This window comes from Bradyrhizobium sp. CB1717 (assembly GCF_029714325.1).
Classification (GTDB): domain Bacteria; phylum Pseudomonadota; class Alphaproteobacteria; order Rhizobiales; family Xanthobacteraceae; genus Bradyrhizobium.
In genome coordinates, this window is sequence record NZ_CP121666.1 from 4,626,159 (window position 1) to 4,650,888 (window position 24,730).

Sequence of the window (24,730 nt, forward strand, 5' to 3'; positions counted from 1 at the left end):
GGGAGAAGAAACATGCTGGGTCGCCTCAACCATGTCGCGATCGCGACCAAGGACGCCGTCAAGGCCGCAAAGATCTACGGTGCGGCATTCGGCGCCCAGATTTCCGAGGCCGTGCCGCTGCCCGAGCACGGCGTCACCACCGTGTTCGCGACACTGCCCAACACCAAGATCGAGTTCATCGAGCCGCTTGGAGAATCCTCGCCGATCGCAAAATTCCTCGAACGCAACGCCGACGGCGGTATCCACCATGTCTGCTACGAGGTCGTCGACATCATCGTCTCGCGCGACACGCTGGTGAAGGAGGGCGCGCAGGTGCTCGGCGACGGCGTGCCGAAGATCGGCGCGCATGGGAAGCCGGTGCTGTTCCTGCACCCCAAGGATTTTTCCGGCGCCCTCGTCGAGATCGAGCAGGCATAAGGCCGCCCCATGGCCATCCAGATCTCGACCGCGCTTGCGATCTACTTCGTCATCTGGTGGATCGCGCTGTTCCTGACGCTGCCGTTCGGCGTGCGCAGCCAGCACGAGGACGGCGTCGGCGCCCCCGGCACCGACCCCGGCGCGCCGATCCTGACGCGGATGGGCCGCAAGCTGATCTGGACCACGATCATCTCGGCCGTCATCTACGGGCTCGGCATGGTGGCCTACCATGCCGGCTATCTCTCGATCGAACGCCTGTCGAAAATGATGGGCATGCCGTTTTAGAGGTGTAAGGAACGAAGGATTTCAACCAAGCATTGCGAGCGCAGCGAAGCAATCCAGAGTCTTACCGCCGAGGGATTCTGGATTGCTTCGCTGCGCTCGCAATGACGGCGGAGATAGTTCGTATATTGGGGGCACAAATGACTTTTCAGAGGATCGTCGTCGCGCTTCTGGTGCTGATTGTCGCGGGGCTCAGTGCCATCGGCTATTTTGAATGGAAGATCGCCGTTCAGGCCCGGACGCTGAAGGCGTTCGTCGAGGGCTATGTCTTCAACGAGGCGGTGATGGCCTGCGAGCAGGCCAAGAGCTCGACGCCCTTCAAGTGGAACGGCGGCAAGAGCACCTCGGTGATCGGCCTGAACTCGGTCAAGCCGGACAAATACAACGTCGTCGCCAGCTATACGCTGGTGGCGGACAGCGTCTATTGCGACTACGATCCGATCAAAAGAAAGGCCGAGATCGGCTCGAGCTTCCTGGAGCGGGAGTAACGATCCGGCCCATATTCATGGGGTGGGATCGTCATGACCGGGGACCGGGCAGGGGATTATCGGATTCTGCATGAGGCGGCCTTGCGGGACTATCTCGCGGGCCTTCCGGACCTCGAGGCGCTGCTCGGCGGAGATCCGGCGGCCTGGGAGATCACCGAGGTCGGCGACGGCAATCTCAACCTCGTCTTCATCGTCAAGGGCGCAAGCGGCGGCATCGCGGTGAAACAGGCGCTGCCTTACGTCCGCCTCGTCGGCGAAAGCTGGCCGCTGCCGCTGTCACGGGCCCATTACGAATATCTCGCTCTGTCCCGGCAGGCCGAGCTCGCACCCGGCCTCGTGCCGGCCCTGCTGCATCACAACGAAAAGCTGGCGCTGACGGTGATGGAGCTGCTCGAGCCCCACATCATCATGCGCAAGGGGCTGGTTGCGGGAACGCGCTACCCGCGCTTCACGGACGACATCACCACCTTCATGGCGCGGACGCTGTTCTTCACCTCCGACCTCGCGCGCACGGCCGCCGAGAAGAAAGAGGGCATCGCCGCTTTCGCCGGCAACCACGCGCTCTGCAAGATCACCGAAGACCTGATCTTCACCGATCCCTACCGCATCGCCGAACAGAACCGCTGGACCGCGCCATATCTCGACGGCCTCGCCGCCGATTTGCGCGACGATCTGGAGCTGCATGTCGCGATCTCCCGGCTGAAGCTGAAATTCATGGCGAGCCCCGAGGCGCTGCTGCACGGCGACCTCCACACCGGCTCGATCATGGTGACGGACAGCCAGACGCGGGTGATCGACCCTGAATTTGCGTTCTACGGCCCGATGGGTTTCGACGTCGGCGCGGTGCTGGCCAATCTGCTGATGGCCTATTTCGCCTCCGCCGGTCACGAGCGCGCGCCGGGCGAACGGGCCGTGTTCGAGGCCTGGGTGCTGGAGGCGGTCGAAAAGGTCTGGACCGTGTTCGCCGGCAAATTCCTCGACCTCTGGCGCGCCGGCGCGGTCGGTGACGCCTATCCGATCTCGCTCTTTCCCGGCGAGAAGGGCGCCGCGCGGCTGGAGGCCGAGCGGCAGGCCTACATGCAGCGCCTGTTCACTGATGCGGTCGGCTTCGCCGCAGCCAAGACCATCCGCCGCATCTTCGGTCTCGCCCACAACATCGATTTCGAGCTGATCGAGGACCCCAGGCAGCGGGCGACCACCGAAGCCCGCGCCGTGCGGCTGGCGCGCGCGATGATGGTGGAGACGGGGGCGTTTCGGACGATCGCCGACGTGACAGGCGCCGCGCGAAAACTGCGGGACTGGATGCCGGAGCTGTCCGGCTGACAGAGCTTTGTGGCAAGGAGCGTGCCGCCACACTCCGTCATTGCGAGCGCAGCGAAGCAATCCAGAGTCCCTCTCCGGAAAGACTCTGGATTGCTTCGTCGCAAGGGCTCCTCGCAATGACGAGGCGAGAGATTGTCGCGCGCCTCAATAAAGCCGCATCGGCACCAGGGCGCCGTCTTTGCTGGCCAGCAGACCCCGGGTCTCGTTGGCCGCGATCTCGAACTCCCGGCTCTCTGCCGCACCGCCGTCGACCTTGAGGGTGACCTTGTACCTGCCGGGCGGCAGATCGATCTTCTGGCTGTCCGGTATTTCGGCTGCGGCGGAGTCGGAGTCCGCCAGGTTCTCGCCGGCGTGCGCCGGTAGCTTGATGATCTGGTCGGCGACGGTGATGACCGCCGCCGCGTCCGATGTGTTGCCGAGCATCAGTTTTGCCTGCCCCGGCCTCGGCAGGAGGCCGGCATTCGCGATACCCGGCCTGCGCAGCGAAAGTTCGGCGATCGTCCTGTCGTCCTGACGGGAAAGCCGGAGCAGGATCGGTCCACGGGGGGTCGTGAAGGTGATCACGGCGCGGTCCGGTTCGAGCACCGTCTCGATCCAGCCACGCTTGCCGAGCTCGGTGCGATAGAAACCGAGCACCGCCGCGAGATCGCGCGGGGTCTCGGCGTAGACCGAGGTGATGAACGGCGAATTCTTCGCCGTCGCGATGCTCCAGCTCTCTGGCAGTGGCAGACCGGTGCCTTGGGAAACTCTGGCTTGGAAACCCGCACCTGCGCCCCGTGCGACCGCTCCGACGGGGATGCTGAGCAGTCGTTCGACGAAATTATCCGGAGTGTCATGGCCCCGGACCGCCCACCACGTTTCGTCAAGATAGTCGTTCACGCCGGTGGTGCGACTCCAGCTGAAGCGGATGCTGTCCGCCTCGCTGGTCCGGCCGAGGCTGGCCGCGACCGGGCTTGCCAGCACGGCCGTGGCGGCGACCAGACCGCCGATAAGCAAGGCACCCAGCGTTCGGCTTTTCATAATTCGGATTCCCGTCTCGACGAAATCGCTGGGCGGAAGGCCCTTGTCCTGATCTTGGTCGCAACGATCGCGCGGGACGTTCACTGCCCACAGATCGTTGTTTCCGCTCCCGATTCCCACCGGGTTGAGGGATTTCGCCGCAGTGCACGATCTCATCCTGATGGTTTGCCCCTCGGGCGGGCGTTTCGAGGGATGCACTGCAAGGAACTGCGGCATCCGCGACGAAAAGAGGTGCTTGCACTCGACGTGCCGCGAGTGGTCAACTCCGTGACTGGAATATGCCTGCATTGCCGGAGGGGACATGATGTTCAGGATTGTGGCGATCGTCGCTGGGTTGGGACTGGCGCTCGCCGGATCGGTGGAGGCCCAGACGCCGCGCAAGGGCGGAACCATCCGGATGACGGCGCCCTATGGTTCGAGCTTCACCAGCCTCGACATTCACACCACGCAGCGCGCCCAGGACGAGATCTACGCCAAGGCGCTGCACCGCTCGCTCTACATCTGGGATTCCGCGGAAGGCAAGCCGGTTCCGGAGCTTGCCAAGGAGGTCGTCGTCTCGGGTGGAGGTCTCGTTTACACCTTCAAGCTGCGCGACGACGCCTATTTCCACAATGGCCGCAAGATGACCGCCGACGACGTCATCTGGTCCTACAACCGCATCATGGACGGCACCAAGGCCTATCCCGGCGCGCGCTTCGTCCGCGTGATCGAGGGCGCGGCCGCGGTCGAGAAGGGCCAGGCCAAGGAGATTTCCGGCCTGAAGAAGATCGACGACTTCACCCTCGAGATGAAGCTGACCGAGAAGGTCGATCCGGGCTTCTACTTCTTCACCGCGCTGACCTCGATCTATCCCGCCGACGAAGCCGCCAAGGAGAGCTTCATCCAGAAGCCGATCGGTCTCGGTCCGTTCAAATTCGTCGAGCACGTGCCGGGATCGCGCATCGTCCTGGAGCGCTCTGACCGGTTCTACAAGCCCGGCAAGCCCTACGCCGACAAGATCATCGTCTCGGTCATGGGCGAGGCCGCGGCCCGCGATGTCGCCTTCCGCAACAAGGAGGTCGACACCTCGGTGCTGGGACCTGCGCAGTATGTCGCCTATCAGTCCGATGCCGACCTCAAGGGCACCATCGTCGAGGTCGCCGAGGTCTTCACGCGCTACATGGGGATGAACACCGCCTTCAAGCCGTTCGCCGACAAGCGCGTCCGGCAGGCGATCAACTATGCGATCGACACCGACCTGATCATCAACAAGCTGGTCAAGGGCAAGGCCTATCGCGCTACCAGCTGGCTGCCGCTGACTTCGCCGCTCTACGACAAGACCATGAAGCCTTACGCCTACGATCCCGCCAAGGCCAAGCAACTGCTGACGGAGGCGGGCTATCCCAACGGCTTCGAATTCGAATGGACTACCAGCCAGAATGAAAGCTGGGGCCTGCCGATCGTCACGGCCGTCATCCCGATGCTGGACAAGGTCGGCATCAAGGCCAAGGTCAAGCAGGTCGAGACCGCGGTGCTGGCTGAGGTGGTCCGCAGCGGCGACTATCAGGCCTTCATCTATTCCCAGGCGACCGGCCCGGATCCCCAGGCCGCGCTGAAATGCTTCCACTCGGCAACGCCGCAATCGGCCTGCAACTACATGAATTTCAAGAATGCCGATTTCGACAAGCTGGTCGACGAGGCCGGGCAGGCGGACGATCCCGCCAAGCGCGGCCAGCTGCTGCAGAAGGCCAACGCGCTGCTCTATGACGAGGCGCCGGTCTGGTTCTTCAACTACAACAAGGCGGTCATGGCGGTGCAGCCCTGGCTCAAGGGAGTTCAGTTGAACGCGACGGAGCTGACCCACCAGAACGTCGAGGACCTCTGGGTCGACGAGACCTCGCCCGCGAAGTGACACGCGCGCTCCCGCCTAGTGCCACAGGCGAGGGAGGGAGCGGGGAAAAGTTGAGATGCTCGCGTTTCTGATCCGTCGCCTCCTGCAGACCATTCCGACCGTGCTCGCGGTGGTGCTGCTGGTCTTCGTGCTGTTCAGCGTCGTTCCCGGCAGCATCGTCTCGACCATGAGCGACGACAGCGATCCGCAGGTCGAGCTGCGCATGAAGAAGCAGCTCGGCCTCGACCAGCCCGTCTATGCGCGTTTCGGCGCCTATGTCGCGAGGCTCGCGACCGGTGATCTCGGGGCATCGTTCCGGACGCGCGAGCCGGTGACGACCATGATCGCCAAGCGGGCATGGCCGACCCTGCAACTGATCTTCGCATCCATGGCCTTTGCGGTTCTGCTTGGCGTGCCGCTCGGCTTCGTCGCGGCTTTGAGGCCAGGCAGCCTCGTCGACACCGTCTCGATGGTTCTGGCGGTGTCCGGCCTGTCACTGGCCAAATTCTGGCTCGGACTGCTTTTGATGTACCTGTTCGCGCTGAAGCTCGGCTGGCTGCCGAGTTTCGGCTATGGCGATGGTGGCCTCAAATATCTGATCCTGCCGGCCGTGACGCTCGGCGTGTCGCCGATGGCGCTGCTGGCCCGAACGACCCGCGCGGCGGTGCTGGAAATCATGACCGCCGACTTCGTCCGCACGGCGCGCTCGAAGGGCATGAGCGAGACCCGCGTCGTGAAGTGGCACGTCATGCGCAACGCGCTCGTCCTCATTCTCACGACCATGGGCCTGCAGTTCGGCGCGCTGATGGGGCAGGCGGTCGTCGTCGAGAAACTGTTCTCCTGGCCGGGCATCGGCTCGCTGCTCGTGGACAGCGTCCTGCAGCGCGACATTCCCGCCGTCCAGGGCTCCATTCTCGTGGTGGTGCTGTTCTTTCTCGCGATCAATCTGCTGATCGACGTGCTCTACGGCGTGATCGATCCCAGGATCAGATACGCATGAAGCTCCGCGCCAATCTCGTCATCGGCGGATCGTTGTTCGCGCTCGCGATCATCGTCGGCCTGCTCGCGCCCTGGCTGGCGCACACCGACCCCGTCATGGACGCCAATCTGATGAATGCGGAGGAGCCCCCGAGCTGGACCTGGTGGTTCGGCACCGACGGGCAGGGCCGCGACATCTATTCCCGCGTCCTCTACGGCGCACGTGTGTCGCTGACGGTCGGCATCGTCTCCCAGCTCATCAACAGCGTCATCGGCGTGGCGCTGGGGCTGAGCGCCGGCTATTTTGGCGGCTGGTGGGACGATGTCGTCAACGCCCTGACCAATCTGATGCTCGCGATCCCCTCGCTGATCTTCGCGCTCGCCATCATGGCGGTGCTCGGCCCGGGCCTGACAAGCCTGCTGATCGCACTCGGGCTGACCAACTGGTCCTTCACCTGCCGCCTCGCACGCGCCTCGGCGCTGTCGCTGCGGAACCAGGGCTATGTCCAGGCGGCGACCGTGCTCGGCTACGGCGATCTGCGCATCATGATCACGCAGCTGTTGCCGAACATGCTGGGACCCATCGTCGTCATCGGTACGCTGGGCATGGGCAGCGCGGTCCTCTCCGAAGCCGCATTGTCGTTCCTCGGTCTCGGCGTCCGTCCGCCCTTTCCGAGCTGGGGCAGCATGCTCTCGGAGGCCCGCGACCAGATCACCACCGCGCCGTGGCTCTCGCTGTTTCCGGGCCTTGCCATCTTCCTGACGGTGCTCGGCCTCAATTTGCTCGGCGATGGCCTGCGCGACATTCTCGATCCTCACTCGCGGAGCCGGCGGACATGACGGGCTCCCCGCTGATCGAGGTCGAAGACCTCCGCATCGATCTCGATGACGGATCGCGGCGCGTTGCGGCAGCGGAAGGCATTTCGTTCCGCATCGATCGCGGCGAGACGTTCGGCCTCGTCGGCGAGTCCGGTTGCGGCAAGAGCATCACGGCGCTCGCCTTGATCGGACTGTTGCGGTCGCCTTTGTCGATCGGCAGCGGTGTCATCCGGTTCGACGGGCGGGAAATCCAGCGCCTGTCTGCAGCCGGCCAGCGGGAGCTGCGTGGCAACCGCATCGCCATGATCTTCCAGGAGCCGATGACGGCGCTGAATCCGGTCTCGCCGGTGGGGCGGCAGATCGCCGAGATGTTCGTGCTGCACAAGGGCAAGAGCTGGCGGGAAGCCAACCAGCTCGCGGTCGAGGCGCTCGCGAGTGTCCGCGTGCCCGCGCCGGAGCGGCGTGTGAACGATTATCCGCATCAGCTGTCCGGCGGCATGCGCCAGCGCGTCATGATCGCCATTGCGCTCGCCTGCGGTCCGGACCTCCTGATCGCCGACGAGCCGACCACCGCGCTCGACGTGACCGTGCAGGCGGAGATCATCGAGCTGATGCGCAATCTCTGCGCCGAGCGCGGAACGGCGATCCTGATGATCAGCCATGATCTCGGCCTCGTCGCCAATGTCTGCCGCCGCGTCGCCGTCATGTATGCCGGTCGCATTGTCGAGGAGCGCGGCTCCGCCGATATCTTCCGCGCGCCCTCGCACCCCTATACCCAGGGCCTCGTCGCCTCGCTGCCGCGGCTGGGCAGCCGCGCCGCGCTCGGCCGCACCCGGCTGAAGGAAATCGCGGGCGTGGTCCCGGCGATCACCAGTTTTCCGGATGGCTGCCGGTTCAATCCGCGCTGCGCCCAGGCGACCGAGATCTGTCGGACAGTCGCGCCGCAGACGGATGTCCTCGAGGCCGGCGGTTTCGTCAGGTGTTACCACCATGCATGAGCCGCAGCGGAAGCCGGACGAGGATCTCATCCTCAGGGTCGAGGATCTCGCGGTTCATTTTCCGCTGGGAGGCGGCTTGTTCGGCCGCGAGCGGCGGCTGCTCCGTGCCGTCGACGGCGTCGATCTCACGCTGAAGCGTGGGGAATGCCTCGGCCTCGTCGGCGAGTCCGGGTCGGGCAAGTCGACGGTCGCCTTGTCGATCCTCGGGCTGTTGAAGCCGACGCGCGGCCGTATCGTGGTGGACGGGCGCGAGGTCGCGACGGACAGCCAATCCGCCGATCGCAAGGCCCTGGCACGCACCGTGCAGATCGTGTTTCAGGATCCCTATGCGTCGCTCAACCCACGCCAGACCGTTCGCCGCACGCTCGAGGATCCCCTGCGGGTGCATGGGCTGGCCGCCAAAAGCGAGATCGAGGATCGCGTCGCGACCATGCTCAAACATGTGGGATTGCGCCCCGAACAGGCCGACCGCTACCCGCATGAATTCTCCGGCGGCCAGCGCCAGCGCATCGGCATCGCCCGCGCCCTGATCCTCAATCCAAAGATCGTCATCTGCGACGAGCCCGTCTCGGCGCTCGACGTCTCGATCCGCGCCCAGATCATCAACCTGCTGCTGGAACTGAAGGACACGCTCGGCCTGTCCTACATCATGATCAGCCACGACCTCGGCGTGGTCGAGCACATGAGCGACCGCGTCGCCGTGATGTATCTCGGCCGCATCGTCGAGAACGGCGACTGGCGCGAGATTTTCGAGCGGCCGGCGCATCCCTATACGCAAGCCCTGATCGCCGCCATCCCCGATCCTCTGCGCCACGCCCCGCTGGCGACGACAGGTGGCGACTTGCCCAATCCGCTCAACCCGCCGAACGGATGCGCCTTCAGCCCGCGGTGTCGTTACGCGGAAGCGGTGTGCCGGAGCGAGCCAGGGCCGGTGTTGGAGACGCGGCCCGATGGGCATGCTGTGCGATGCTGGCGGAGTGAGGAGATTGCAGGGCAGGCGGGATTAGCTCCGGTCTGGAGTAGAGGCCTCCAAGGATAGAGCGCTGGTGGAGGCGAGAGCGTTCGTGCCGATCGCCAACGTCAGCCAGCTTCTCAAAATTTGCAATGCGCGAAAAGGTCAGCAGGACTCCGTCAATTGTTGGTGGCGAGTCATCGCTCGCCCGATTGGGTGACGTCGTTCTGTCGTGGAAATGACAAGCCTCAAGAGCTCGATTTCAGTTGGCCAAAAGTTGCTTGTTGGTAGTGAATTGGTTCACACGGTTTTCACGGTGAGGCGCATAAATTGTCTCTACGCGGCCGTGTATTTGCTGATGAACACGTGATGCAAAGAACAGGAGAGCGGCTTGGACGACAGAGCATGTCATGCTAAAGTCGCCCTGTGGTTGTGCAAAGGGAAGTGCTAGCGCGCGCCTTCCCCAACGATAAGTGCTTTCGGCTTCGGCGAACTTTCGGGGCCAATTTTCGACCTGCTTTGACGTTTGAGAGGTCGCAACAGCAGCGATAGCAGGCAAGGAACGGTGGCGCTCCGGCTGGTCACGCCAGCCTTTCCCGCCGTTGATGCCGCATACAAAGCTGATCCAACGTCGACACGAGCAAAGCGTATCTTGCTCGTTCGGGGCGCTCTACCGGCGAAGTTGGGGTGCAAACGCATGACAGACGAAGAGATCGTGCTGGCAGGAGCGGCCATCAGGGGTGATCTGGCGGCCGTCACCGAAGGGCTGAACAGAGGAGTGCCGCCAAACATCTATTTGGGAGGGCCGACATTGCTCAACCTCCTGGCTGAACGTGGCCAAGTCGATGTTCTTCGCCTCATGCTGTCCAAGGGAGCCGATCCGAACTCGGTCGGCGATAACGGATTCTCCGCCCTCATGTCCGCCGCGATGACGGGTCAACTCGCCGCCGTGAACATATTGCTCGACCATGGCGCCGATCGGGATCTGCGGGACACGCACGGAAGGTCCGCGTTGGATGCGGCTTTGATCAATGAGCATGTTGCCGTTGTCGAACGCCTTCGACGAAGGCCGAACGCCTTCGGCGGGGCAGATCCCATGGGTCAACTGAAAGCATTCTTCGATGCATATGCGAGGCTTCGGCGTGTGAGCCTGCAGGCCACGTTCGCTTCGATGGGCTGGAATCTGCCGCCAGTTGCCGTGGCAACGCTGGGAGCGTCGTCGATGCGGGTGGACGAGACGACGATCGCGGAACTTCAGCAGATCGAGACGGTTTTTTTGGCCCTTGCGATCCAGCCAGCTCCGGCCTCGGGATGGCCGGCGCCGCCTCTCGCGCAAGCGGCTGAATGTTCCCGGCTCTCGGCGTTCATCCTCGATACCGTGTTGGAGTTACCAGATCGCGCTGCGCCTCGATACAAGTTGGCGCAAGCCAATTTCGAAAGAGCTGGCCTGTTGGCGGACGCCCGGGAAGCGGCCGAAAATGCGGCAGCATGTGTCGACGTTTCGGCCGGCAATGTCGAGCAGCGGCTTTCGCGCGCGCGGGCGGCGGCCGCTTCGGCACCTCCTTCGACGGTTTCGAAAGCGTCTTGTTTGATCCGGCTGGGCGAAATCCAACTGCAAACCGGCAATCAATGGGCGGCGATCGCGACGTTTAACGACGCGGATGCAACCATGAAGCTGGCCGGTTACGACCAGCCTCCGGCCCCCGGCACGATCCTGGCCGAGATGCTGGCGTCGATGAGGAGCGACACGGGAAACGGCGCGCAATTGATGCAGCGTGCCGGTAACATCCTCAAGCTCAGGCTCCTCTTCTACCGATTGTACAGCGGCTTGAAGAATGCATATGCCCCGGTCGATGCGGGCAACCTCGGAAACCGGAGTCTGGCCGATCACTACGCGGGCCTCATCGAGAAGCATCAATTGCTAACCCAGCGGAAGCAGTAGTGTGCTCCTGGCGGTCAACCAGCTCCTGACTGAAGTTCGGCTCCAGCGCCTCTCCGGCGTTCGCGGGCGCGACAGGCTGGCGGCGGCCGAGCGGCTCGCAGCGCATGCGGCCCTGCTGACACAGCGCGTTATCAAAGCCGCTTCCCTGCTGGAAGTGGCGGATGCCTGGCTCGATGAAGAGCCCGACAAGGCGCGACGCTTCGCCGTGCAGGCACGCGGGTTGGTGGACGAGACGTCCGCCCCCAACGTTACGGCGCTCTCGCTCGCGATCGAGGCGGACGCGGCGATGAAGGGCGACGAGCCCAGGCCGGAATGCGCCTACGACCTGACGCAGCGCGCGATCAAGCTGGCTCGACAGCATCGCGAACGAATAACTGATCCAATTCTTCGGGCCACCGCCATGCGGGATCGCATTCGCGTCTTCGAGAGCGCGACCTCGGCGGCGATGGCCGCTGGACATCTGGCGTGTGCACTGAAGGCAGCAGAGAACCAGCGGCCCGCGCTACCAAGCGAACCGCCATTGGATTTGAAGCTGGTTCAGGATGCTCTGCACATTGGTGAGCTCGCCATCGTCTATACCTGGTTGGCAACTGACCGTCTTCTGGTCGCGACCGTCGAACGAAATGCGTTGCAATCGGTGTCGGTGACGGTGGATCCGGAGGCTTTGCGCATTCTGGAATCGTTCTCGGCCCATCTTCGAAACGGCGAGGTCAAAGGCTGGTCCTTCACTCCCAAAGAGGCTGAATTGCTCGACGTCCTGTGCCCTGTGTTGTTGCCCTGCCTGGTGACGTCCCGACTGGCGAGCGTCCGGAAGCTCTTCATTCTTCCGCATCGGTCGCTCCATGCGATTCCCTTCAGCATGCTCAGGTTTGAGGAAAGGCGGCTCGGGTTACGCTTTCCATGGACAACGATCCCAAATCTCGGGGCCATCCACCGTCGCATACCGGTTGCCGACGGGCGAGGCGTAGTTGCTGTGGGTATCGACTACTATCCCGATGCTCGGCCCACCAGGGGATTTGACGGTGCTGCCGAAGAAATCGTTGCAAGGCACGAGGCTCGGGGACTTCCGGCTAGTCGGCTCGCGGAGCCGGGCGCCTGCAAGTCATTCGCACGGATGCTGGCCGTCCGTGAGCTGGACCATGCCGCCTTCTTGCTGCTGGCTTGCCACGGCACGTCCGCGCAGGGCGACGTCCCTGGAGAGTCGTTCCTGCAGCTGGGGTCGGAACGCCTGACTGCAGACATGATCTCCACGTCTCGCGTTCCCGCCGACCTTGTCGTGCTCGTTGCCTGCTGCTCCGGGCAACGAGCCGTCGGCGGGATGGGGATTCAATTTTGGCCCGGGGACGATCTGTTTGGGCTCCAGGCCGCATTTCGCGCCGCCGGCGCGCGCCAGGTGATCGGATCACTCTGGAATGCCGAGGTCGGCGCCGCCAAGACAATGGCGGGCATCGCGTACGATGCCTGGGTCAATGGCGCGGATGCTGCGGCTAGCGTCCAAATAGCAGCGCTGGAACTCTACAAGAACGTCTTGCACCGGGCACACTACGACTGGGCGCCGTTCACGGCGATGCAGTTTGGCATGAAAGCATAGCGAACGGAGGTTGCAATGAGTTTGCAGATATTCGTCGAGATCAATGGGGACCCGGACCCCAAAATCGCCGCTAAACACGAAGACGAGATCGCTGCGTTGGCGCGCACGAATCTCGGGGATGTAAAGGGTGTTGCGGTTGATGGCATGGCTGTGCGTTCGGAGGCAAATCTCGATCCCGCGGCGGTCGCCCATCTCGCAGTCCTGCTCACCGCTATGACCGGCGCGGTCGGCGCCGGAACGACGCTTCTTGTTGCCTTGCGCAAAATGGTCAGGGAAGGCGGAGCCTTGATCCGGGCCATCAAGGTGGAGATCGCCGGGACGCTGCGTTCGCTGGAGAGCGTTACGCCGGAGGAGATCGACAAGGAATTGCGCGCGCCCCTCAGGGATTGAAAAGCTCAAGGGGTCACCGCCGCTCATTGCAGCTCAATGATGGGAGGCTCCCATTTTCGGAATCATCAGCAAGCTCTTCCAGCCGAAGAATCCATACCAGGGTTTCCTTGGAAAAATCTGGGACATATGGATGCATCACAATGTGGCCCACGCGACCCTTTTGGCGCGGTGGTCGTGGCAAAAATTACCTGCGGAGATCATCGGACAGGCCGCGGCGATAAAACAGCAGGCCGATTCCTATAATCGCCGGCGGGAGATCGACGACCAGGTTGCCCTTCGGCTTGGCTCCCTTGGGATATCTCCCGGCTTCACCGGTGGCGGGCTCCTGGGCTTCAATCTGGAGGAGGCCATGTTCATCGGCGTGATGGGCATGATCCGCCAACACAACGGCGACCCGCCGCCCGGATCGGAGGATGCGGTCGCGGTGGCAGAGCTCGTCCTAACGGGACAAAGGCAACCGCACGAGGCGTTCATTGCTGCCATGCCGCCCATGGCACGGCAGCAAGTCGCGGCATTGCTCCCCGTCGTCAAACTGATCGGTCTTGAAAAGCTGTTTCTGGTCGCGTCCTATGTGCAGGCTGCCTTTGCGCTCCCGCGCGACCGCATTATCCACTTGTTGCCTGACGCAAATCGTCTGCGGCTTCAGTCGCTTTACGAACTCGTGCAGAGCATGCCTCTCAGTGAAACAGATCGGCCAAAGATGCACGCCGCTTTTCTTTGGTTTGTCACTGAGCTCATCGACCAAGGCGTCATTACGAATGTCGGCATCGCCAAGGAGCAGATCGTGCAGAGTCAATCCTACAACGATGTGGTCCGCCGGCTCTTCGAGCTTGGCTGGCTGACAGCTGAATGAGTCCTTAGAGGTCAGGCGCCGCCTCTCACAACAGCTCTTACGGCACGTTTCGGATCACCTTCGCCCCCACAAAGACTTTGCTTCTGCTATTGCTTGTTTCGATTCTTGCTCGCCCCTCGGAGCGGCGTGGTCGATGCCAGCGCATTCGCGGTGTCCGTCATCTGGATGCACGTAAGGAGATCGACGTAGCTTTGGGCCCCGCCTGATACGGCCTCGCCCTCGCATGAATCGCGGACAGCCGGCCTGGTCGCCGTCCATATTGTTCCAAGTTGCTGTTGCGCGGCCCTTTCGTCGCGCATGCAATCCGCATCGCTCTGTGCCAACGCCAATCCCATTGCTTTGTCAGTTTCGGACGTCGCTTTGCAGAGCACTTCGATCTTCAATTCGGGAACACGATCGGAGACCGGTATCAACGAATGATTTCCGAGCATTGCAAGTGAAAACAGAATGACTTTCATCTCTCTCTCCGGTCCTAAAATTGTCCCGGCTGTGCCGGCGGAGCCGGCCAATCGGATCTGAGATTGCTACGATTGCCGCGATCAAAGAGATCTTGTCGTAAAATCGACCCAAGCTTGGTTGGGGAGATCGGCCCCGGTGAGGGCTGCGCCCGAACCTTCGCGTCAGGTGAGCGAGCCCGATTACTCGCCGCAGGAACGGGCGTAACCAGGCCAATGGAGAGACTTGCAAGTAGGACAATAAAGCGAGCGTCAATCATGGCCGTTCACCGTCAGACGCTCCGCAGCACGGAGGTCTCGTTCAGTAACAAGGTGGGTACGGATAGTAGCCGCAGCGCGGCGCATAGGCCTCGTAAGCGGCCCCCACCGCCGCGGCTCCGACCGCCGCTGCACCCGCGTAATGGGCGTCTCCTGCAATCAACAAACGTCCTGCGCAGGGAGCCACGGCAATTCATGACAGACGTTGATTCAGATCAACCTCGGTGGGCGCCGATTGGTGCCGCTCGTCGTGGAACGGCAAGAGACTCGTGAACTCCAGAGCGGCGGATCATTACCGGAAGGCGACCTCGCTGAAATCGATCGAGACCAGGAGCATGTCCGTGACGGGCCTGCGATCAGGACCGCGGGCGTAGGCGCGCCGTATGCTTGGCAGACGAATGCCATCCGCCTCGATATAGCCAGATGTGAGCTGGGCGGCCGGAAAACCTCCCGCGATGTTCACGCTGTAATCATGACGGCGCAGCATCAGGTCCTCGCCGAAGAAGAAGTCCTGGACCAGGCAGTGGGTTTCCATCCAGCCGGGAAAGTGGGCGCGCAGCACGCGCCAGGTCTCCGCCCCCTCTCGCCAGGCCTCGGCCTCTTCGACACGGACCCCATCCATCGCCAGCAGGAACGGTGTCGTGAGATAGGTCCACACGGCTTCGCCGTTGAAGTAGGCGCGGTGCAGGGGATCCCAGGGCGTGTGCATCTGGTGTCCGGCAAAGGAATCCCGGGGCGCGTAGCGCTCAGCGACCAGCGCACCGTCAAGCTTCTCGATGGCGATCCGGTCCGGCGTGAACATCGTGCGCTGATCGGGAGCTCCGAAAGGCGTGATGGAAGACCGCTCCTCGTGCAGCCACGCAGTCATGCGCCGCGGATTGCGATCCTGCATCAGGCCCTTCAGCGGAAAGAGGCCACCACCGGTGACGATGGTGGCCTCGACCTTGCTGCGTCGTTTCCAGCATTCCAAACCGCCATGCGCTTCGAGAACTTGGCCAAGCAACGCGCTCATGGATACCTCATGTCTTCAGGACAGCCGGATCGATCAGCACGGGCTTCCAGTAGCTTTCGCTTTGAGCGAGCGTGCCGATACCAACGGTTCGCCAACTCAATGTTATGACTGGCGGCCGACGGCGTCACTTGAAGAAGCAGCCCCCAAATGTAACGCTATGCCGCACCCCGGTGGAAACCGAGGCACCGGTGGCGCCTGCAATGAAGACTTTATAGCCAGCTCCTGGCTTGCTGCGCGCATGGCTGCCTGGTTCTAGTTCTCGATCGCAGCTTGCGGCGTGTTGCGGAAGCTGATCGCCATGCGGTTGTAAGCGTTCATCAGGCTGATCGCGATCGTGAGATCCACTAGCTCGCGCTCTTCGAACACCTCACGGGCGGCCTGATATGCTTCATCCGGCACGTTGGTCTCTGCGACGTGCGTCACCGTTTCGGCCCATGCAAGGGCGGCGCGTTCGCGTTCGTCGAAAAGATTGCCGGCTTCCTTCCAGGCCTGCACCAGCGCCAGCTTTTCGATCTTTACGCCCTTTTTGAGCAGGTCGCGCGTGTGCGAGTCGAGGCAGTACGCGCAGTTGTTGATTTGGGAAATTCGCAGGTAGACCAGTTCCACCAACGCAGGCGGAAGGCTGCTCTGCATGATGTAGCCGTAGACCCCGCCGAGCGCTTTCACACCCGCCGGTGCAATCTGATTGTAGTCGAGACGCTGACTCATTTTTTGCTCCTTGAGGACGAATCCTGCTCAATTGAAGTCGTCAGTTCTTTTTCGTCGCTATCGACGACGAACACCGCGAGCAGCGTTGCAGGCCTGGTTTTGCTCGCATTGCGACTGACGGGATGGCGCGATCCTGGCGTCTCGTAAAAACTTTCGCCGGCACGATAGACTCGCTTTGGTCCGTCATTGACCTGGGACTCGATTTCTCCCGACAGGACGTAACCGAAAATGAAAGCCGATTTGGCGTGGATGTGCGAAACCGATGCCCCACCCGGCGCATAGTCGACAAGCAGGGCCTTAAGTGACTTGCCAGGGATATTGGGTATGATCTGCTGAAAGTGCGGTGTGATCGTTTCGCCGACGCCGCCGACGCCATGGGCGGCGGCGGGCGTTGCAGTGGCGATGACGATCGCAGCGTAAGTCGCTCCGAAGACGGATCGTATTTTCATGGTGCTGTTCTCCTTTACCTGCGAACCAGGGCCTTCAGAGAGTCGACGAATATCCAGAACGATGCAGCGAACAGGCCGACATCCTTCAGGAGGAACTGACCCGGCGCGACCGTGATCGCAGGAGCTCCGAGCTCCGGCACGACGACGCCGGGCGTCGAGATCATGAAGCTGACGGTCGTGAAGAACAGTCCGGCCGAGAGAAGGCCACCCGCTGCAGAAAAGATCGGGCTCGCCAATCTCAGGGCGATGAGCAGCCCGATGCTGAGCTCGACGAAGCCGAGGAAGGTGGAGAAACCGCGGACCGATAGCAGAGCATAGAACCAGCTCACCAACGGGCTATTCTTCACCAGCGGCACCAACCCTTCGGCCTCGTAGGCCGTGAACTTCATCCCGCCGAACCAGGCGTAGATGATCGCCAGCGACACATAGAGCCCGACGCGGCTGAGCGGTTCAGCGTAGGTGAGCAGGCGTTCGGCATGAACGCGCCACTCCGATGTCGTGCGCAGTGCCAGAACCGGTGTCGGTCCCTGTGAGACGATGTGCGAGATGGCAATTTCCGACTTCATGATACTTTCTCCTTTTGCACCGGGCGTTTGAACTGCCCGCGAGCCATGGCTCGACGGTCTCGGCACGTCCGGCTGGATGCCGAGAAAGATTTCAACAGTCTTGGCCGCAGTTGCGGGGCCTAGGCGTTCACGTCTTCACGCCTGTGCAGGTTGTAACGAGGCGCCGGGATGGCGCTCGAGAGCTTGCCCGACATGGCAAGGCGTGCCGCCTCATGACGATCCCATTCGCTCTTGTCCGGCAGCGACGGGATCGTGACGGTTTCGCCAAGGTCGAGACCCGCGAGCGCGGCATCGACCATGTCGCTGGCGGTCATGACGATCTGCGCCGGAAGCTGATGAACCGGCGTGCCGGCGACGTCCCAGAATTCGGTGGCCGTGGCGCCTGGCAGCACTGCCTGCACGCGGATGCCCTTGCCGGCGAGCTCATGAACCAGCGAATGGCTGAACGCGAGCACGAATGCTTTCGTGCCGCCATAGACGCCATTCAGCACTTCCGGAGCGAGCGCGACGATCGATGCGATGTTGATGATCGTGCCTTTGCCGCGGGCGGCAAATCCGGGGACGGCCGCATAGGTGAGGCGCGTCAGTGCCGTGACGTTGAGGCGGATCATGTCGTCCATCTTGTCGACGTCGGAGGCGAGCAACGTGGCCGAGGCACCGACGCCGGCATTGTTGACCAGCACCGAGATGCCGGCATTGGTCCGAAGGATGCGTTCAACGCGCAGCAGGTCGGCCGCCGACGTGAGATCGGCCTCGACCGTCTGCACTTTCCGGCCGGTCTCGTTGGTGAGCCGGCGCGCGAGCGACGTCAGTCGCTCTCCGTTGCGTGCAACGAGGAGGAGGTCGTGGCCGCGCTTCGCCAGACGATCGGCATAAATCGCGCCGATGCCGGTGGACGCGCCGGTGATAAGGGCGGTGCCTTGGGCCTGGGTCATAGTCCGTCTCCGTGGTTGGGCTGGTTTGTTGCGCCGCGGAGATGGATATGCCCTTCCGAAATTGATCGGTATCTGGCAAAATCGAGAGACATTCTTCCAAAAAATGGAAGTAACAAAATGGATCGTTTCGAAGCCATGTCGGTTGTACTGGCCGTGGCCGAAGCCGGCAGCCTGACTGCCGCGGCCCGCCATCAGAAAATGCCGCTGGCCACCGTGAGCCGCAAAGTCTCGGAGCTGGAAGCGCATTTGCGCACCAAGCTATTCAACCGGTCGACACGCGCATTCGTCCCGACAGAAGCAGGGCTCTCCTACATTGCCGCGGCAAAGCGAATCCTTGCCGATGTCTCGGAAACCGAGCGCGCGGTTTCCGGCGAGTACACGACGCCAAGGGGAGAACTGAGTGTTTCGACACTCGTTGCGCTCGGGCGCTTATGTCTGCAGCCGATTCTGTCGGAGTTCCTGGTAACGTTCCCGGAAGTGGACGTTCACCTCAATCTGCAGGACCGTATGGTCAATCTCCTGGAAGAGCACATTGACGTCGCGCTTCGCATTGGCCGTCTCGCCGACAGCAGCATGATCGCGGTGCGGGTGGGGGAAATCCACCGTGTGGTTTGCGCCAGCGCGGTATATCTGGAGTCGCGCGGAATGCCCAAATCGCCTGAAGACCTCGCGACGCATGACTGCATCAGCTATCCGCCGATGCAGTCGCCATCGACATGGAGATTCACGCGAGATCAGACCCAATATGTGGTTCCGGTTCGGTCACGCTTCGTTGCGAGCAATCTCGAGTCGGCCTGCGACGCTGCGCGAGCGGACCTCGGGATCACCGAGGCCTTCTCCTATCTCCTCGCCGACGCGATTAATTCAGGGCAACTGGTTCCGCTTCTGCAGGACTTTCAGCCGCCACCGCAACCCGTCAACTTTGTGTACTCGCCAAATCGGTTCATGCCGGCCAAATTGCGCGCGTTTCTCGACTTCGCGGTGCCACGTCTCAAGGAGCGCCTCGCCGTGCGCCTCAATCCGAATTTGGTTACGCGCTAATGAGTCCGCGCCCTAGTGCAACGGGCGACGCCCTATCCCCGTCACCTGAGGTGGCCGCTTCTTCAGCGGCCCTCGAAGGGCGACGGCCCGGCTGCATCGCGGCCGTTCATCCTTCGAGGCTCCGCACGCGATGCGTTTGCGTCGCACGCTACGCGCCTCAGGATGACGGGGGTGAACTCGAAAACATTTGTGGGAACGCTGCCGGCGACGCGCTCACCGCCACGATGACATCATGCTCCTGTTTTGCCCGACGAGTCAAAATGTGGATACGGTCGCGCCCACGCACATGCAGGCTTGGCAAGCGGCTGAACTCCCTCACAGTTTCTACTGTGCATGGGGTTGTTTTCGCACTTTTTGTTTTGGCGGCCGTCTACTCCGCCGCTTTCTCTCTCAGTCGCTGCGCGTAGACATTGATGATCAGCGCGGCAAGCAGGATCAGGCCGCGGATCAGGATCTTCAGGAAGCTGTCGATGTTGACGTGGTCGAGGCCGTTGTTGAGCACGCCCAGCACGAACAGCCCGACGATGGTATTGCCGATGCCGCCGCGGCCGCCGAACAGGCTGGTGCCGCCGACGACGACGGCGGCGATGGAGTCGAGCAGGTAGGTGTCGAACTCGTTCTGCTGCGCGCTGCCGAAATGGGCGACGCCGAGCATGCCGCCGATGCCGGAGCAGACCGCCGAGATCACCATCACGGCACCCAAGATCAGCTTGACGTTGAGGCCGGAATATTCGGCCGCCTCGCGATTGCCCCCGACCATGTAGACGTAGCGGCCGAAGCGCGTGTAGGTCAGCACGAGGTGCCCGCCGAGCAGCATGATGGCGGCGACGATGACGATCCAGGGAATGCCGCCGATCGAGCCCGAGCCGAGCGTCGTGATCAGGCTCGGCACCTTGTAGGCGATCTGGCCGCGCACCAGGAGGGCCGAGATGCCGGCGGCGATCTGCATCATCGCCAGCGTCATGATGAAGGAGGGGATGCCGATCACGGTCAGGCCCAGCGCATTGACGAGCCCCAGCAGGGCGCAGAGCAGGATCGACAGGATGATCGCAACCGCGCCGGGCAGGGGGATGTTGGCGATGTTGACGTAGGACTCCTGCAGCGTGAAGTAGGCGACCGCGATGCCGGTGACGTTGGCGATGCTGGCGATCGAGAGGTCGATCTCGGCGCAGAGGATCACGAAGGTGAGACCGACGGCGATGATGCCCGTCACCGACACCTGCGTCAGGATGTTGCCGAGATTGTCCAGCGTCGCGAAGGAGGGGCTGGCGAAGGCGAAGAAGGCAGAGAGAAAGATCAGCGTCAGGAACGGCGCGATGTTGCGCATCTGCGAGCGCAGGAAGGGCGCGAGCCCTCGCGCCCGATGGGCTTCCGCAAAGGCCGTCTCGCTGCTCATGTGCTTCTCCGTCACGCCGCTTCCAGCAGGCGGTCCTTGCTGACCGGCTCGTTCGAGAATTCCCGCACCAATGCGCCGCGCTTGAGCACCAGGATGCGGTCGGCCAGCGACAGCACCGTTTCCGGCTCGGTCGACAGCACGATGATCGCGAGCCCTTTTGCGCGGAGGTCACGGACGATGTTGATGACGTCGTTCTTGGCGCCGACATCCATGCCGCGGGTCGGCTCGCACAACACCAGCAGCTTTGGCGGGTAGGTCAGCCATTTTGCCAGCGCGACCTTCTGCTGGTTGCCACCGGAGAGCATGCCGAGATCGAGGCCGACCACCGGCGGCCGGATCTGCAGCTGCTCGACCTGGCGCCTCGCGATGTCGCGCTCCTGGGCCGGCTTGAGCAGCAGGGACGAGATGCGGTCCAGAATGCTGATCGAGATGTTCTTGTAGACCGGCTCCTGATGAAACAGCATGTCGCGCCGGCTCTCCGGCACCAGCGCCACGCCCGCGCGCCGGGCCGCTGCCGTGCTGACGAAGGTCTTTGGCTTACCTTCGACCACCAGCGTGCCGCCGTCCGGCTTCAGCTTGCCGAACAGGATGCGCGACAGCTCCTGCTGGCCGCAGCCCATGAAGCCGTAGATGCCGAGCACCTCGCCGGCGCGCGCCTCGAAGGAGACGTCCTTCAGGCTGCGCGCCAGCGAAAGCTGATCGGCCTTCAGGACCACCGTGCTGTCGCTCGGCTGCGGCAACATCAGATCATCGGTGTAGCTGTGCTCGAGCGCTTCGCCGCCGCGGCCGATCATGGCCTCGATCAGCGCGCCCTTGCTGGTCGCCGCGCTCGCGGTCTCCGCGACCTTCCGTCCGTTGCGGAACACGGTCACCGTGTCGGACACGAGCAGGATGTCCTCGATGAAATGCGAGATGAAGACGATTGCAGTGCCTTCCTCGCGCAGCCGCCGGAGCGTTGCGAACAGGCGCTCGACCTCGGGCGGGGAGAGGGCGGAGGTCGGCTCGTCCAGGATGACGATGCGTGCGCCGGAGAACAGCACGCGCGCGATCTCGATCAGCTGCTGCAGCCCGATCGGGAGGTCGCCGAGCCTCGTCATCGGATCGACGTCGATGCCGAAGCGGGCGAGCTGATCGCCGGCCTCGCGCGCCATCCGCCGCCATTGCACGAGGCCAAGGGCGTTGGTCGGCTGGTTGCCGAGGAAGACGTTCTCGGCGACCGTGAGGTCGGGGGCGACAGAGAGCTCCTGATGCACCATGGCGATGCCGGCCGCGTGCGCATCGCGGGCCGAGCGGAAATGCGTCTCCTTGCCGTCGATCAGGAAACGGCCGGAGAACTCGGTGTGCACGCCGGCGATGATCTTCATCAGCGTGCTTTTTCCCGCACCGTTCTCGCCGACGAGACCATGGATCTCGCCGGGGTACAGCGCAAAGTCGACACCACGAAGCGCTTCGACGCCGCCGAAGCTCTTCGTGATGCCCTGCAGTTCCAGGATGGGCGAACGACCCGCTGACATGGAAGCTCAGATCTTGGAAGCTCAGATCAGGAAGTGATCCTGCATCCACTGCATCCCGGCGGCATTTGCCTTGGTCACAACGGGGCCGTCGGTGACGACGTTCTTGGGGATTCCCTGTCCGCTCTTCTCGCCGCCGACCACGGCGGAGACGCCCGCGATGATCGCGCCGCCATGGATGCGGCAGGACGGATTGCGGACGGTCGCGAACATGCGGCCTTCGCTCACCGCCTGGATCGCCGGCGGCATGGCGTCGACGCCGCCGATCAGGATGTTGGTGCGGCCGCGCGCCTTCATGATGTTGGCCGCCGCGAGCGCCATGTCGTCATTGTGGAAGAAGGCGGCGTCGATCTGCGGATATTTCGTCAGGTACGTTTCCCAGAGACGGGCGGTCTTCGACACGTCCCAGTCGGCCGGCTGGGTGTCGAGCACCTCGATATTGGGGAATTGCTTGACGACCGAATTGAAGCCCTTGGCTCTTCCTTGCGCCCCTGTATGTCCGAGCGCGCCTTGCGTCATGATGATCTTGCCCTTGCCGCCCATGGCGTTGCACAGCGCCTGCGTCACCGAAGCGCCCATGAACTCGTTGTCGGGGGCGAGGAAGGAGTGGACGTTGATCTGGTCGAGCGGCGCGATCAGCGTATCCATGTCGATCACGGGCGTGCCGGCGTCGATCATCTTCTGCACCGGCTGGGTGAGGGTGCCGATGCCGAACGCCTGGATCGCGACGAAGTCCCATTTCTGCGAGGCCATGTTGTCGATCGCCGCGCGCTGCTTCACCGCATCGAGCTGGCCGTCGAACCAGGTGACCTCGACGTTGAACAGCTTGCCCCAGAATTCCGCCGCCTGCTTGCCTTGCGCGCACCAGGTGGCCTGAAGGCCGGCATTGGAGAATGCCGCCTTCAACGGCTTCTCGCTGCGCCCGACTTCGGCGGCCAGCGCTGGATTTATGCCCATGCTGCCGAACAGGGCAGCCCCGGCGCCGGCGGTCGCTGCCGCCTGAAGAAGATCGCGCCTCGTCGTCGAGAAATCTTTCGTCCCGGACATCGCTCGCTCCCATATCTTTTGTCGTCGGCGCGTCATTGCCTGCGCGACCGATGTCCGAAAGTCTCTCACAAGAGTTGTTGGCACTCAATCTGCAATCAGCCGCAGCGTCGCCGCTGCCCGCGCGTTGGTGCAGCGCAAAGCGTCAGGCTGGAATGCCGGCGTATGTGTCGATCTCGACGAGCAATGCGTCCCAGGCCAGCGCCATGTCCGGCGTCCATTCATCGCCGAGCAGGTCGCGCAGTGTATCCCTGATGATGGCGAAGAACGCGATGAACAGCTCGCGCGACGTGCCATAGGCATCGTGCGATGCGACCTCGCAGGCGATCAGCCGGAAATGCCCGCGGCGCTCGCCCGCGAAGTCGAGAATCGCCTCGATCGTCAGCGCCAGCATCGATCCCTTCACGAGCTCGCTGCCTTGCGTCCGGAACATCGTTCGCGTTTCCGGATGTGCTTCGAACATCCTCTGGTAGACGAGCGGCGTGAGATCAGCGCAGCGCTGTGCCGCGATCTCAAAACTCTGTTCGATCAAATTGGGAGAAGCATTCATCGGCTTTTCAGCCATGCGGGCAAAAAAAGAGCGGGGCCCTGGCCCCGCTCAAAAATTGTGTCGACCCTATTATCCCCGATCTTAAGATTTAATCTTGATTGACGGGGCGACGCTGCATTTTGCGCGCCAGGGGCTCCTCCCGAGACTTGGACCACCAGGCCACGACCTCGCGGTCAGCACCTGAGCAAGAGGATGCTAGATCAACTTTTCTCACTTGTCATCATTTTCGGCAACGATTGTTCAAAATAAGAGCAGCTGACGAAATGATCGGGCTTTCAGCCATCTAAACATATGACAAATATAAGAAATCTGTGGATGGGCAGGGGTGGTTTGGCTGCCTCAAATGCCGGACCCCCTCCCGCGGGAGGGGGCTCCGATCACAGTTTTAGCGAAATTTGCGCTGGGCCAAGCGGGCGGCGGAACTGGCCTCGACTCGGGTGCCGGCCCGGTGTTTAGTTAGCGCACGAACGAATGGTTCGGTGGATGCGCGCACGGCTGCAAAAATTCTTACCCCTGGTCCTGCTCGCTTTGGTGATGCAGGTGCTGGCGCCGATTGCCGCCTGTCTGGCGGCAGGCCAGGCCGTTGCCGATCCGCTGTCCGCCGCCGTCATCTGCCATAGCGCGAGCGACCAGGCTGGCGGCCTGAACGACCGGCCCGGCGCGCCGACGGCGCATGCCGGCGCCTGTGCCCTCTGCTGTCTTGCGCAGGCAAACGCATCGCTGGATTCGCCGCCGCAGCCGGCTTTCGCCATTCCTTTCCGCCATGCCGACCGCGTGGTGTGGCACACGGCGGAGGCTTCCACCGCTTCCGTCCATAAGGGCTCAAACGCCCAGGCGCGCGCGCCTCCTCAGTTTTCCTGACGACCCTCGTGGTCGCCGCGG

Annotated in this window: 26 protein-coding genes; 15 read left to right on the plus strand and 11 right to left on the minus strand. The window is 62.9% G+C overall.

Annotated features, from left to right (window positions below):
- Nucleotides 1-12 precede the first annotated feature (12 nt).
- The 4 genes from mce to mtnK all read left to right on the plus strand — a co-directional run bounded on the left by mce (nucleotide 13) and on the right by mtnK (nucleotide 2,510).
- Complete coding sequence (gene mce, locus QA649_RS22035) at nucleotides 13-417, plus strand: methylmalonyl-CoA epimerase (RefSeq protein WP_283019037.1); 405 nt, start codon at nucleotides 13-15, stop codon at nucleotides 415-417.
- Nucleotides 418-426: 9 nt separating this feature from the next.
- Nucleotides 427-702, plus strand: a complete 276-nt coding sequence (locus QA649_RS22040; protein WP_080136915.1) for a DUF1467 family protein — start codon at nucleotides 427-429, stop codon at nucleotides 700-702.
- Nucleotides 703-839: 137 nt separating this feature from the next.
- Complete coding sequence (locus QA649_RS22045) at nucleotides 840-1,187, plus strand: hypothetical protein (protein ID WP_283019038.1); 348 nt, start codon at nucleotides 840-842, stop codon at nucleotides 1,185-1,187.
- Nucleotides 1,188-1,220: 33 nt separating this feature from the next.
- Nucleotides 1,221-2,510 (plus strand): S-methyl-5-thioribose kinase, encoded by a 1,290-nt coding sequence (gene mtnK / locus QA649_RS22050; RefSeq protein WP_283019039.1) that lies wholly within the window; start codon nucleotides 1,221-1,223, stop codon nucleotides 2,508-2,510.
- A 144-nt stretch (nucleotides 2,511-2,654) separates the two neighbouring features.
- Here the strand turns inward: mtnK and QA649_RS22055 are convergent, their stop codons facing one another.
- Complete coding sequence (locus QA649_RS22055; protein WP_283019040.1) at nucleotides 2,655-3,614, minus strand: hypothetical protein; 960 nt, start codon at nucleotides 3,612-3,614, stop codon at nucleotides 2,655-2,657.
- Nucleotides 3,615-3,831: 217 nt separating this feature from the next.
- Between QA649_RS22055 and QA649_RS22060 the strand changes: the two genes are divergently transcribed.
- From QA649_RS22060 to QA649_RS22100, 9 genes are all read left to right on the plus strand, one after another.
- On the plus strand, nucleotides 3,832-5,421 hold the full coding sequence (locus QA649_RS22060; protein WP_283019041.1) for an ABC transporter substrate-binding protein: 1,590 nt from the start codon (nucleotides 3,832-3,834) through the stop codon (nucleotides 5,419-5,421).
- A 55-nt stretch (nucleotides 5,422-5,476) separates the two neighbouring features.
- The gene (locus QA649_RS22065) at nucleotides 5,477-6,400 is read left to right on the plus strand and encodes an ABC transporter permease (protein WP_283019042.1); all 924 of its coding nucleotides are present in this window, start codon (nucleotides 5,477-5,479) and stop codon (nucleotides 6,398-6,400) included.
- Complete coding sequence (locus tag QA649_RS22070; RefSeq protein WP_018642354.1) at nucleotides 6,397-7,218, plus strand: ABC transporter permease; 822 nt, start codon at nucleotides 6,397-6,399, stop codon at nucleotides 7,216-7,218. Before QA649_RS22065 ends, QA649_RS22070 begins: the two co-directional genes overlap by 4 nt.
- The gene (locus tag QA649_RS22075; RefSeq protein ID WP_283019043.1) at nucleotides 7,215-8,195 is read left to right on the plus strand and encodes an ABC transporter ATP-binding protein; all 981 of its coding nucleotides are present in this window, start codon (nucleotides 7,215-7,217) and stop codon (nucleotides 8,193-8,195) included. The genes QA649_RS22070 and QA649_RS22075 overlap by 4 nt, the downstream gene beginning before the upstream one ends.
- Nucleotides 8,188-9,234: an oligopeptide/dipeptide ABC transporter ATP-binding protein gene (locus QA649_RS22080; protein ID WP_283019044.1), complete on the plus strand. Its 1,047-nt coding sequence runs from the start codon at nucleotides 8,188-8,190 to the stop codon at nucleotides 9,232-9,234. The genes QA649_RS22075 and QA649_RS22080 overlap by 8 nt, the downstream gene beginning before the upstream one ends.
- A 610-nt stretch (nucleotides 9,235-9,844) precedes the next feature.
- Nucleotides 9,845-11,089: an ankyrin repeat domain-containing protein gene (locus tag QA649_RS22085; RefSeq protein ID WP_283019045.1), complete on the plus strand. Its 1,245-nt coding sequence runs from the start codon at nucleotides 9,845-9,847 to the stop codon at nucleotides 11,087-11,089.
- Nucleotide 11,090: 1 nt separating this feature from the next.
- The gene (locus QA649_RS22090; RefSeq protein ID WP_283019046.1) at nucleotides 11,091-12,680 is read left to right on the plus strand and encodes a CHAT domain-containing protein; all 1,590 of its coding nucleotides are present in this window, start codon (nucleotides 11,091-11,093) and stop codon (nucleotides 12,678-12,680) included.
- Nucleotides 12,681-12,695: 15 nt separating this feature from the next.
- Nucleotides 12,696-13,070, plus strand: a complete 375-nt coding sequence (locus tag QA649_RS22095; RefSeq protein ID WP_283019047.1) for a hypothetical protein — start codon at nucleotides 12,696-12,698, stop codon at nucleotides 13,068-13,070.
- Between the two features lie 130 nt (nucleotides 13,071-13,200).
- Nucleotides 13,201-13,923 (plus strand): hypothetical protein, encoded by a 723-nt coding sequence (locus QA649_RS22100; RefSeq protein ID WP_283019048.1) that lies wholly within the window; start codon nucleotides 13,201-13,203, stop codon nucleotides 13,921-13,923.
- Between the two features lie 86 nt (nucleotides 13,924-14,009).
- Here the strand turns inward: QA649_RS22100 and QA649_RS22105 are convergent, their stop codons facing one another.
- The 6 genes from QA649_RS22105 to QA649_RS22130 all read right to left on the minus strand — a co-directional run bounded on the left by QA649_RS22105 (nucleotide 14,010) and on the right by QA649_RS22130 (nucleotide 18,306).
- The gene (locus tag QA649_RS22105) at nucleotides 14,010-14,381 is read right to left on the minus strand and encodes a hypothetical protein (protein ID WP_283019049.1); all 372 of its coding nucleotides are present in this window, start codon (nucleotides 14,379-14,381) and stop codon (nucleotides 14,010-14,012) included.
- Between the two features lie 547 nt (nucleotides 14,382-14,928).
- A complete protein-coding gene (locus tag QA649_RS22110) occupies nucleotides 14,929-15,648 on the minus strand; it encodes a hypothetical protein (protein ID WP_283019050.1) in 720 nt (239 codons plus the stop codon).
- A 252-nt stretch (nucleotides 15,649-15,900) separates the two neighbouring features.
- Nucleotides 15,901-16,356 carry a carboxymuconolactone decarboxylase family protein gene (locus QA649_RS22115; RefSeq protein ID WP_283019051.1) on the minus strand — a complete coding sequence of 152 codons (456 nt, stop codon included), beginning with the start codon at nucleotides 16,354-16,356 and terminating at the stop codon, nucleotides 15,901-15,903.
- Entirely contained in the window at nucleotides 16,353-16,805 is a 453-nt protein-coding gene (locus QA649_RS22120) for a cupin domain-containing protein (RefSeq protein WP_283019052.1), read from the minus strand. The genes QA649_RS22115 and QA649_RS22120 overlap by 4 nt, the downstream gene beginning before the upstream one ends.
- A 14-nt stretch (nucleotides 16,806-16,819) precedes the next feature.
- The gene (locus QA649_RS22125) at nucleotides 16,820-17,371 is read right to left on the minus strand and encodes a DUF417 family protein (RefSeq protein ID WP_283019053.1); all 552 of its coding nucleotides are present in this window, start codon (nucleotides 17,369-17,371) and stop codon (nucleotides 16,820-16,822) included.
- A gap of 119 nt (nucleotides 17,372-17,490) precedes the next feature.
- A complete protein-coding gene (locus tag QA649_RS22130; RefSeq protein WP_283019054.1) occupies nucleotides 17,491-18,306 on the minus strand; it encodes an SDR family oxidoreductase in 816 nt (271 codons plus the stop codon).
- A 117-nt stretch (nucleotides 18,307-18,423) separates the two neighbouring features.
- On the opposite strand from QA649_RS22130, the gene QA649_RS22135 reads away from it, so the two are divergent.
- A complete protein-coding gene (locus QA649_RS22135; RefSeq protein ID WP_283019055.1) occupies nucleotides 18,424-19,347 on the plus strand; it encodes a LysR family transcriptional regulator in 924 nt (307 codons plus the stop codon).
- Between the two features lie 370 nt (nucleotides 19,348-19,717).
- On the opposite strand, the gene QA649_RS22140 is transcribed toward QA649_RS22135, so the two are convergent.
- The 4 genes from QA649_RS22140 to QA649_RS22155 all read right to left on the minus strand — a co-directional run bounded on the left by QA649_RS22140 (nucleotide 19,718) and on the right by QA649_RS22155 (nucleotide 23,848).
- A complete protein-coding gene (locus tag QA649_RS22140; RefSeq protein WP_283019056.1) occupies nucleotides 19,718-20,743 on the minus strand; it encodes an ABC transporter permease in 1,026 nt (341 codons plus the stop codon).
- An 11-nt stretch (nucleotides 20,744-20,754) separates the two neighbouring features.
- A complete protein-coding gene (locus QA649_RS22145; RefSeq protein ID WP_283019057.1) occupies nucleotides 20,755-22,257 on the minus strand; it encodes a sugar ABC transporter ATP-binding protein in 1,503 nt (500 codons plus the stop codon).
- 21 nt (nucleotides 22,258-22,278) lie between these two features.
- Nucleotides 22,279-23,301 (minus strand): sugar ABC transporter substrate-binding protein, encoded by a 1,023-nt coding sequence (locus QA649_RS22150; RefSeq protein WP_260423853.1) that lies wholly within the window; start codon nucleotides 23,299-23,301, stop codon nucleotides 22,279-22,281.
- A gap of 142 nt (nucleotides 23,302-23,443) precedes the next feature.
- A complete protein-coding gene (locus QA649_RS22155; protein ID WP_283019058.1) occupies nucleotides 23,444-23,848 on the minus strand; it encodes a globin in 405 nt (134 codons plus the stop codon).
- Between the two features lie 483 nt (nucleotides 23,849-24,331).
- Here QA649_RS22155 and QA649_RS22160 point away from each other — a divergent pair, with 483 nt between their 5' ends.
- Nucleotides 24,332-24,709, plus strand: coding sequence for a DUF2946 domain-containing protein (locus QA649_RS22160; protein WP_283019059.1), 378 nt, complete (start codon nucleotides 24,332-24,334; stop codon nucleotides 24,707-24,709).
- The last annotated feature ends 21 nt before the right edge of the window (nucleotides 24,710-24,730 follow it).